We start from the raw sequence: 9327 nt of genomic DNA on the forward strand, positions 1-9327 counted from the left end.
TTGTAATGAAATTATAACTTGTGTAATTAGTGATTCCGTGACCTATATTTGGATGAAAATTTGAATAAATGACATCACTTAAACAAATGACAAATAAAATTACAAATATGATAGAAATATAACGTAGTCGTATTTTGACAAGCATGTTGTCTAAAATAGGGGCAATAAAATATACGATTGCAAGCCCACCAATTCCAAACATAAGTAATCCTTCTGCACTAATTCGACCTTGCAGATTTAAAAAGTAGCAGTGTTGTGGAGAATTAGAATTAAGTAAAAAAAATAAAATGTTTAGAAATTAGCGCAAAAAATAATATCAATGGTTGTGCATTTGCAAAATAAATAGTAAAATACGTTGTGGAATAAAGGAAGAGTAACAATTTTTAAGAAGTAAGTTACTTTATTTTAATAAGTTAGAGGAGATAACAAATGCCGGTATTTGATTTTAGTAGCGCACCAGTAGATAAGGAAGAAGCAGTATGTACATACACAACATTTAAATCAAACAATTCAGTCCCATCGGGTGATAAGCCGATAATGGTACTTGATAATAGAAAAAAGAAATGGAACCATCATTCAAGTGGAATTTTTACAAATCCATGTAAAAGAACTTCATTTGAGTTTAACGAAGATGATGGTACTGTAAGTGCTGACATTTTAAAGATAGATTCAAGATTTGTAAGTTTACTTAAATGGTTAGGTGAAAATCATATTAATGTTCGTCTTTCGGGAGAAAATAACGAAGAAGGTTATGCAGTATATAAGATTAGAGAAACTTTATCAGGTGGTGGTACAAAACTATCAGCAGAAGACGGATTCCTTCAGTTTATGATTGACAGATTGTTAGCAAGTAATGCACCTTCAGAAGAAGTCATTGATGATGATATGGATGAAGAAGGAGACAGCATGAAGCTTACAAGTATTCAAAGCATTACTGATTTTATGAATTGCGCCGGAAGAACATTACCTGATAATATCAGATTATGGGCAAGAAGAAATCTTGCAGTTGCACGCTCAAGCGAGGTATCTCAGGAGGAAAGACATCATGCACAAAGAGCACTTTCAATAATGATGAATATTCAATGGAAGAATAATTATTTTGAAGCAATTGATCCTGATGAAGCACGTAGAATATTAGATGAAGAATTATATGGTATGGAACGTGTAAAACAGAGAATTATGGAAACAATAATTCAGATTAACCGTACACATACGCTTCCTGCATATGGACTTTTATTAGTAGGACCTGCCGGAACAGGAAAATCACAGATTGCATATGCAGTTGCAAGAATATTAAGACTTCCATGGACAACACTTGATATGAGCTCAATTAATGATCCGGAACAGTTAACAGGAAGTTCACGTATATATTCAAATGCGAAACCGGGAATTATTATGGATGCATTTTCAATGGCAGGTGAGTCAAATCTTGTATTTATTATTAATGAGTTAGATAAGGCATCATCAGGAAAAGGAAATGGAAATCCGGCAGATGTATTGCTTACGCTTCTTGACAATTTAGGCTTCACAGACAATTACATGGAATGCATGATTCCTACAGTAGGTGTTTATCCTATTGCTACAGCAAATGAAAAGGATCAGATTAGCGCACCATTAATGTCAAGATTTGCAGTTATAGATATTCCTGACTATACATCAGAAGAAAAGAAGATTATTTTTTCTAAATTTGCACTTCCAAAAGTATTGAAACGTATGAGTCTTAAGGAAAATGAATGTATTATGACAGATGAAGCATTAGATGAAGTTATTGAAATTTATAAGAATACAAGTGGTATAAGAGATTTAGAGCAGGCAGCAGAACATATAGCTGCAAACGCTTTATATCAGATAGAAGTAAATGATGTAAATTCAGTTGAATTTAATGCAAAGATGATTAGAGAATTGCTTGTATAAATTTAAGTGGGCATTCTATGAATGCCGCGAGCTTAAGGATTGCAGAGCAATCATTAAGAAATGTATGCATGAATGAATGGCATTCCCGGAGTTGTTTGGGGATGCCTTTTTTCTGACAATTAGGAAGAAGGTCTATGAAGAGGCAAGGAAAAGTCATCCGAAGCGATGGCAAAAAAAAAGACTGGAGTTTTTTAGAAGAAGAATGGTTAAATCAAAAACAAAAAAAGAAACAAAAAAAGAAACAAAAAATGAGGTAAAAGCCTCATAAATTAAAAAGAAAGGAAAACGGGGTGAGTGACAACTAGCCAAAAAATTCCGTGACGAAAAACAATAGAATTGGTAAGTAATTGCTCATAGGAAAATGAAGATAAAATAAGAAATGAAAGCAGTCAAAGGTGAAATTTTGGCTGTTTCTTTTTATGTAGTGCATTTCAGATTTCTGTATAGAAACCATCCGGAAATCCAATAGCGGAAAATCCATTGTTGTATGGTTTGACCGTATGGTTGTTAAAGTTTATTAGTAGTGGAAATTGGAAAATCATATGGAATCCGTGCGGAAAATTTATAGTGGAAAATTTATTCCTATATGGATATCACTATATTTCCGTATGGAGCAGGGGTATTATGGGCTGTTCCCCTAGCAAGAGGCACTTTTCTTTACAAAGTGCGTATCTTGCCAAGGACAGTAAGGGGAAAAATGGGTAATTTTTGAAAAATTTTATTAAAGCGAAAAACTGGGAAATGAAGATGCAAGATTGGTAAATTTAGGGTGTGAATGTATTGATGCGTATGGTAGAATTGAAGCAGTGGATATGGAATGGTTTGAATTACCTATCATTTCTTGAGAATGGAAAGAATTAGTTTGTTACATAAATATCCAAGCAAGGAGGTATTTTTGATGAATTTCAAAGTGTGCAAACTCACAAAAGATATGTCAGATGATTACATTGACTATTTTGAGCATAGAGCATTTTCTGATGGAAACATTCAAAAAGGCTGTTATTGCGTCTGGCATCATTGGACGGATAAGCATGAGCAGGAGCGGAGTCTAATGCCGGAGAATGAAAGACTGTATCGTAAAAGAGATTATGCAAAAGAATTGATAGAAAGTGGTATCTTGAATGGCTTTGTAGCCGTCTATGATAATCAAATTGTTGGATTTTGTAATGCAGACACAAAAGATAATTATTTTCGATTAAGCAGGGAAACGGCTCCATATAGTTGGAATGGTGTTGATGAAAGGGATAAAATACTTTCTATTGTATGCTTTACCGTTGAGCCGGATATGCGTAGGATAGGAATTGCAAAAGCACTGCTGGATTGTGCCTGTCAGTATGCAAAGAAAAATGGATACGATTATATTGAAGGGTATCCGTCACGGGGAGAATTTTCTATAAATGATTGTGGTGGTCCAGTATCAATGTATGTAAATAAGGGATTTGATATTATTGAAATTCCGAATGGTTTGATTGCAAGAAAGAAAATACAAAAATAAAAGATTTTATTATCGGGAGGATATTTATATGGAATGGGGTAAAAAAGTTATTGAGAAAGCATTAGAATATGCTAACTACGAATGGATTGCAACAGAAAAGAATTTAAAGCATGGGACAGATTCTAATGGTGTAGAAGTAGATACACCGGATACCACTTGGAAAGGTAAAATTTTGAACTGTGGTTGGTGGAAACCGAATCAAAAAAATATAGGTGTGGCATACGGATGGGGATTAGCTTCTACTATAGAGGAGTTTAAAAAAGGAATTTCCGAAGGAAAATATGTTGGAAATGTACCGGAAGATAAATCAAGAGACGTAAGCTACGATTGTGTAGGAGTAGATTGCTCTGGCTTGTTGACTGTGTGTTGGGAGTTGCCTAAAAAAATATCTACGAGAATTATTCCTGATTACGCAAATGTAATTGAAAGCATTGATGAAATTCAGCAGGGAGATGTATTAGCTAAAATAGGAAGTCATGTTATGTTTTTCAAAGAGTTTGTGGATGATGAGAAAAAAGAAATAATTATTATAGATGCTACAAGAAGTACAGGGAAGGTATCTGTGAGAAAAGAAAATGTAGTCGAATTATTTTGCAAGGGGTATAAGATATATCGGAAGAAATAGATTAAACAATAAATGATGTTGAAAAACAAAAAATATCACTTTGAAAAATGCAGGAGACGAATGATGGAAAATAATTTTTTGGAGCAATATTATAATTTATATGATGAAGATGGAAGATTGGCATCAAAGCATGGTAAGGTTGAATTCATTACTACGATGAAATACATACATGATTATGTAAAGCCGGGAGCAAAAGTTCTTGAGGTTGGAGCGGGAACCGGAAGATATTCTATTGCATTGTCACGTGAAGGCTATCAGGTGCAGGCAATGGAATTAATAGAACATAATATTGAAGTTTTCAAATCTAAGTTGACGGATAATGAACATATAGATATCAAACAGGGAAATGCCTTGGACTTATCAGTCTATGACAATAATTACTTTGATGCGATACTTATTTTGGGCCCAATGTATCATTTATACAACGAAGAAGATAAAGTACAAGTATTGAACGAAGCAAAAAGGATTTTGAAGAAGGATGGATATATTTTCGTGGCTTACTGCATGAATGAACCAACGATAATCCAATGGGCATTTGCTGACGATGGCAATAATATGCTGGAGAGTTTGTCAAATAATATGTTGACGGACGATTTTGCTTGTATTTCCAAACCAGCTGATTTATTTGAATTAGTTAGAGTAGAAGATATTGAAAGACTAAGTGAAAAATGTGAATTAACTAGAATTAAGTTTATTGGAACAGATATGTTTTCGAACTATATCAAAGAGCGGATTGAGGAATGGTCCGATGAAGTATATGAGATCTATTTAAAATACCATTTTTCTATATGCGAAAGAAGTGATGTGATAGGGTTAAGTAATCATACGTTAGATATTTTAGTGAAGTAAATACGAAATTGAAAGGAAAATCATGAAGAAATTAATAGTGCTAAGTTCTGCATGTGGTGTTGGAAAATCCACAATAAAAGAGGAACTCAATAAGAAAAAATTATTAGAAAATTATGCCTGTATTGACACCGATGAAGTTGGCATTAATTGGTGGGATTATGCAGGAACGGAAAATGAAGCAAAGTTCAGTGATGATTGTATTGCCGAGGCAGTAAGAATGTCAGGCGAGAAAAATCTGCTGTTTGTAACTTGTATGAATCCCTATGATTTCTATGGAAAGGTTCATATTCCATCGGAAATAGCATCTACGTTCTTTATTGGGATGACCTGTTCTGATGATGAAATTAAGAGACGGTTAAAAGCCAGACCGGCAGAGAGAATGTGCGGAAGTGATGAGTTTATCACAGGGCAGATTCAGTATAATAATTGGTTTAAAGAAAATGCGGGAAAATTTCAGTTTTACATAGATAATACAGATTTGACGATTGATGAAACTGTGGAAGAGATTGCAATATTTGCCAGAAGGATTTGAATTCTTCCCGTTTACATGTGGATATTTGAAAAGGAAAATTTAACATATAATGGGAGAAATAATAAATCAATGAAATAAAGATTGAAGATTATATCTGTGAAAAATTGTCTTTAGATGAACAAAAAATCGCCCTAGACTTTGTTGATTATTTGGAAAAAGAAAAATTTATATTTGTTAAGGACAATGGCTATTGGAAAGATAAAATTTAGTATCTGATAAAATATAAGAATGAAGGTATCTGTTTTATTTTAATAAAAGATCCAGAAGAACCGGAAAATCATTGGACTGTATGGTCAGATGATATGGATTCAAAATGGTTGAAAGAAATTTCTGAGGATGAAGAAATTATGGAACTTGCCTGGAAACATGTAGATTTATGTGAAAATTGCGGTTCGTGTAGTGGTGGTACACGGAAAGTGATTTTTGGAAAAGAGTTTGAAAAAGTTTGTGGATGTACTTTTAGAATTGACAATCCTAATTCAGAGGATTTGAAGTTTATGAAAATTATGGTACAAATAAGGAAAAAGGAAATTGCGAAATGAAATATATCATTCGGGAGGCGACGAACAAAGATACGGAATTTATTTGCAGAATCAATAAATATACAATGGGATATGACTATCCAGAAGAAAAGACACAATATTAATTGAAGAAAGTTTTGTGTGATGGTAACCCAAAAATTTTTGTGGCTGAAATAGAACATTTAGTGGTTGGTTATGTTCATGCAACAAAGTATGATTTATTGTACGCAAATTCAATGGTAAACATTATGGGATTGGCAGTGTTAGAGGAATATAGACACAATGGAATTGCAACAAAACTGATGGATTCGGTTGAAGAATGGGCGAAGAATATTGGTGCAGATGCTATCAGACTTACATCTGGAAAAGAACAAGAAGAATCACACAAGTTTTATAGTAGTATTGGCTTTGAAAAGAAGAAGGAGCAGATAAATTTTGCAAAAAAAATTGAGATAGGAGTAGGTTATTTGAAAATATTATATGTAGGATTTAAAGGTATTCATAATTCTTCTAACAAATTAGTTCAGAATCTTCAAGGAGAAAAATTTTTTCTGACAAACTCCTTTAAGGGATTAAAAAGGGATATTGAAAATCTGGTGGGAGAATATGAACAGGTTTATATGTTTGGATTGGATAAAGCATTAAAGGATTCGGTTCGTATAGAAAAATGTGCTGAGAAAGATGGAGAACGAATTTATACGCAAATGCAGTTATATGGAATAGAAGAATGTTTGAAAAATAATGCAATCCCATACAGTGTATCGCACAATTCGACGCATTATTTATGTAATGAAGCCTACTTTTATATGTTGAAAAAGATGAATGGACATGTAGTCTTTGTCCATATTCCATCAACAAAAAATCTGACAGAAGAGATGTTACAAAAGTTAGTTTTAGTTTTTGAACAAAAAGGATGATTTTACTATGAGAGATTTTATATTTATTATAGGAGCCAGTGGTATTGGAAAAACGACACTAGCAACGAAATTATATGAACATTACAAGGGTGCGTATGTTGAAATGAGTATGATTCCAGAGTTCGGAGTGCCTGAAGGTGTCGATGAGGGTTTGTTTGAAGAGCAGGTTTGCTGGGAGTCTTGTGTGACTCAAGTGAAAAAGTTCTGGGAACTTGGCATAAGAAATATTGTTGCTCTAGACTTTGACGATTTAAGAACAAGAGATATTCCAGAGGTGTTCAAAGGATTTAATTATATTACGATAAAACTTGTTTGCAGTGATTATAGACAAAATTATGAACAGATGAAAAATAGAGGAAATGGACTTATAGATTTTGAATTGTTAGAGAAAATGAGTCAAAAAATTAATGCAAGAAAATGCTTGGTGAATGAGTTTGAACTGGATATTGCAGGAAAAACAGTTGAGCAGGTTTTCATAGAAGCGTTAGAGATAATTGAACATAAGGAAATAAAAATGGAGTATGACTATTTAAAACCTAAAAAGCAATTGTTTTATTCTTGGGTTTTCAGTAATGGTTTACGGTAAAAGGATTTGAGGATGAAAATAATTTTTTATTGTAGATGGGCATAATCTACCGTTTCAGATGTTCTTGGAATGTCTACAAGAATTGTCAATAAAGATGGTATTACGATATAAGGTGTCATTGGGGTTGTAGATGCATTAAATAAAATTATTGATATAACAAAGCTAAAGCATGTTATCGTGTTGTTGGATAGCGAGCAGCACAATGAGCGATAAGAGAATGTAATTTATATTAATTGGAAAATTTGAAAGAATCAAAATAATAGTTGCTATTTATTTTTGAATTGCATACAATAAAGACAGGTAGATAAACATTTTCAGCCATACAAGAAAGGATGGTTATATGGCAGTAGCAGTAAAAAATAATTATGATATTGCATTGAAGGAACAACAGAAAGAAGTTAGAAATATGGTTCTTGCAGGTTTGGAAAATATTAAAGAAGGTAAGACAAAAGATTTTAACGAGGTATGCGACAGATTGGAGAAAAAATATAGAAATGCAGCAGTATAAAATCAGAATTAGCGAGTTAGCTGAACAAGATTTAGAAAACGCAGGTGATTATATTGCATTTAAACTGCTTAATCCTATTGCTGCTGAAAATATGGTAAAAGGTATTAGGGAACAAATAAATAAGTTGGAAGTTTTTCCAGCCAGTTATGAACTAGACGATGATTCTATATTAGCAGAATTAGGAATACATAAAACATACTATAAAGAATATAAGATATTTTACACTATTGATGATAATGTGAAGAAAATTTTTATAGTCAGAATATTGCATATCCGAATTACATAGCAGGTGCATATTATGTAAGTAAGGTAATTAAAACAAAGGATTGTAATGCTAATAATGTATCATATTTGAATAATGGTATGAGTCAGGGACAACAGAATTATATGAAAAATGATATTATGAATATGAATTGGGCAAATATTCAATCAAAGTATAATTTTACATATAAAGAGATAGATACTAATAAACGTTTCTTATTATGGGGAGCATTAATGCATATAACTTCTGATACTTATGCACATAGGTCATGGACAAAAAATAGTTCAGTAAATTGGGTACATATTGGAAGCCCAGATACATATGATACAGGAAAAATTCCATTAAGATATGATGCAGCAAAGAAAGTTATAGAAAATATAATGAAAAAATGTATTAAAAAAATGTATTAAAACATCAGCACCATATTCTTCAAATTACTTTATGAGTGAACAAATGGCACTTGATTCAAACTATTATAACGGAACATTTAAGTTGAAAAGATTGATGTTTTATGCAAGTGATAATAGTAAAAATGAACCTAACTATAATTCATATTATTTAAATTTAGGGTTAGGAACACAACCAGAAACAAGTGAAGAAATGGGAACGTTGATGGCATTAGGTGTCTATTTACATTGATGGTGGAGGAAGGACTATGAAAAGAACAATTGCAATTGCAGCACTTTGTGCAGGTATAATGTTAACTACATTTCCATGCCAGGCAAAGGAAAGCGGAAATGTAAAAATTAACGCAAAGAATTTTCCAGATACAATAGTAAGAGAATATGTGTCAGAAAAAATCGATAAAAATAATGACGGTTACCTTAGCAAAAAAGAAATATCAGCAGTGAAAACAATCACTATTGATAAGAATAATTTGTATTGGGAGAATAAAGAGAAGCCAAAAGAAGATTATGAAATAATAGACGGCAAAGGCTTAGAAATTTTTACAAATGTTGAAAAAGTAAAACTTACAACATATTGTGATACTTATGTAAGTGAGTATGGCAACATAAAAAATATCAAAGTTTTAACAAAATTGACGAAGATAAAGAACTTGGAAATTAGTGGTGTTAATAACAGTAATTATGATTTCACAAAATTAAATAATTTAGAGA

General features: G+C 32.4%; 14 protein-coding genes and 1 pseudogene. 14 read left to right on the forward strand and 1 reads right to left on the reverse strand.

The window, feature by feature from the left end:
- Positions 1–202 (reverse strand): annotated as a pseudogene (locus ABMA45_RS07675) (hypothetical protein); the annotation flags it as partial.
- A gap of 227 nt (positions 203–429) precedes the next feature.
- On the opposite strand from ABMA45_RS07675, the gene ABMA45_RS07680 reads away from it, so the two are divergent.
- From ABMA45_RS07680 to ABMA45_RS07745, 14 genes are all read left to right on the forward strand, one after another.
- Positions 430–1914, forward strand: a complete 1485-nt coding sequence (locus tag ABMA45_RS07680; protein ID WP_022089307.1) for an AAA family ATPase — start codon at positions 430–432, stop codon at positions 1912–1914.
- Positions 1915–1990: 76 nt separating this feature from the next.
- Positions 1991–2182, forward strand: coding sequence for a hypothetical protein (locus tag ABMA45_RS07685; RefSeq protein WP_290848941.1), 192 nt, complete (start codon positions 1991–1993; stop codon positions 2180–2182).
- 630 nt (positions 2183–2812) lie between these two features.
- Positions 2813–3409, forward strand: a complete 597-nt coding sequence (locus ABMA45_RS07690; protein WP_022089308.1) for a GNAT family N-acetyltransferase — start codon at positions 2813–2815, stop codon at positions 3407–3409.
- Positions 3410–3437: 28 nt separating this feature from the next.
- A complete protein-coding gene (locus ABMA45_RS07695) occupies positions 3438–4034 on the forward strand; it encodes a hypothetical protein (RefSeq protein WP_022089309.1) in 597 nt (198 codons plus the stop codon).
- Positions 4035–4097: 63 nt separating this feature from the next.
- Complete coding sequence (locus tag ABMA45_RS07700) at positions 4098–4883, forward strand: class I SAM-dependent methyltransferase (RefSeq protein WP_022089310.1); 786 nt, start codon at positions 4098–4100, stop codon at positions 4881–4883.
- 22 nt (positions 4884–4905) lie between these two features.
- Positions 4906–5415: an AAA family ATPase gene (locus ABMA45_RS07705; RefSeq protein ID WP_022089311.1), complete on the forward strand. Its 510-nt coding sequence runs from the start codon at positions 4906–4908 to the stop codon at positions 5413–5415.
- 302 nt (positions 5416–5717) lie between these two features.
- The gene (locus ABMA45_RS07710) at positions 5718–5957 is read left to right on the forward strand and encodes a hypothetical protein (RefSeq protein ID WP_022089312.1); all 240 of its coding nucleotides are present in this window, start codon (positions 5718–5720) and stop codon (positions 5955–5957) included.
- 104 nt (positions 5958–6061) lie between these two features.
- Positions 6062–6853: a GNAT family N-acetyltransferase gene (locus ABMA45_RS07715; RefSeq protein WP_022089314.1), complete on the forward strand. Its 792-nt coding sequence runs from the start codon at positions 6062–6064 to the stop codon at positions 6851–6853.
- A gap of 7 nt (positions 6854–6860) precedes the next feature.
- On the forward strand, positions 6861–7439 hold the full coding sequence (locus ABMA45_RS07720) for a hypothetical protein (protein ID WP_022089315.1): 579 nt from the start codon (positions 6861–6863) through the stop codon (positions 7437–7439).
- A 340-nt stretch (positions 7440–7779) separates the two neighbouring features.
- Positions 7780–7947, forward strand: a complete 168-nt coding sequence (locus ABMA45_RS07725) for a hypothetical protein (protein ID WP_022089316.1) — start codon at positions 7780–7782, stop codon at positions 7945–7947.
- On the forward strand, positions 7934–8233 hold the full coding sequence (locus ABMA45_RS07730; protein WP_022089317.1) for a type II toxin-antitoxin system RelE/ParE family toxin: 300 nt from the start codon (positions 7934–7936) through the stop codon (positions 8231–8233). The genes ABMA45_RS07725 and ABMA45_RS07730 overlap by 14 nt, the downstream gene beginning before the upstream one ends.
- 101 nt (positions 8234–8334) lie before the next feature.
- The gene (locus tag ABMA45_RS07735; RefSeq protein WP_022089318.1) at positions 8335–8619 is read left to right on the forward strand and encodes a hypothetical protein; all 285 of its coding nucleotides are present in this window, start codon (positions 8335–8337) and stop codon (positions 8617–8619) included.
- A gap of 43 nt (positions 8620–8662) precedes the next feature.
- Positions 8663–8848 (forward strand): hypothetical protein, encoded by a 186-nt coding sequence (locus ABMA45_RS07740; protein WP_022089319.1) that lies wholly within the window; start codon positions 8663–8665, stop codon positions 8846–8848.
- 16 nt (positions 8849–8864) lie between these two features.
- Positions 8865–9327, forward strand: a 463-nt coding sequence (locus tag ABMA45_RS07745) for a hypothetical protein (protein WP_348030076.1), incomplete at its 3' end; no start/stop codon positions are given.

The sequence above is a fragment of the Eubacterium sp. CAG:156 genome (assembly GCF_000434315.1).
In the GTDB taxonomy this organism is placed as follows: Bacteria; Bacillota; Clostridia; order Lachnospirales; family Lachnospiraceae; genus Eubacterium_U; species Eubacterium_U album.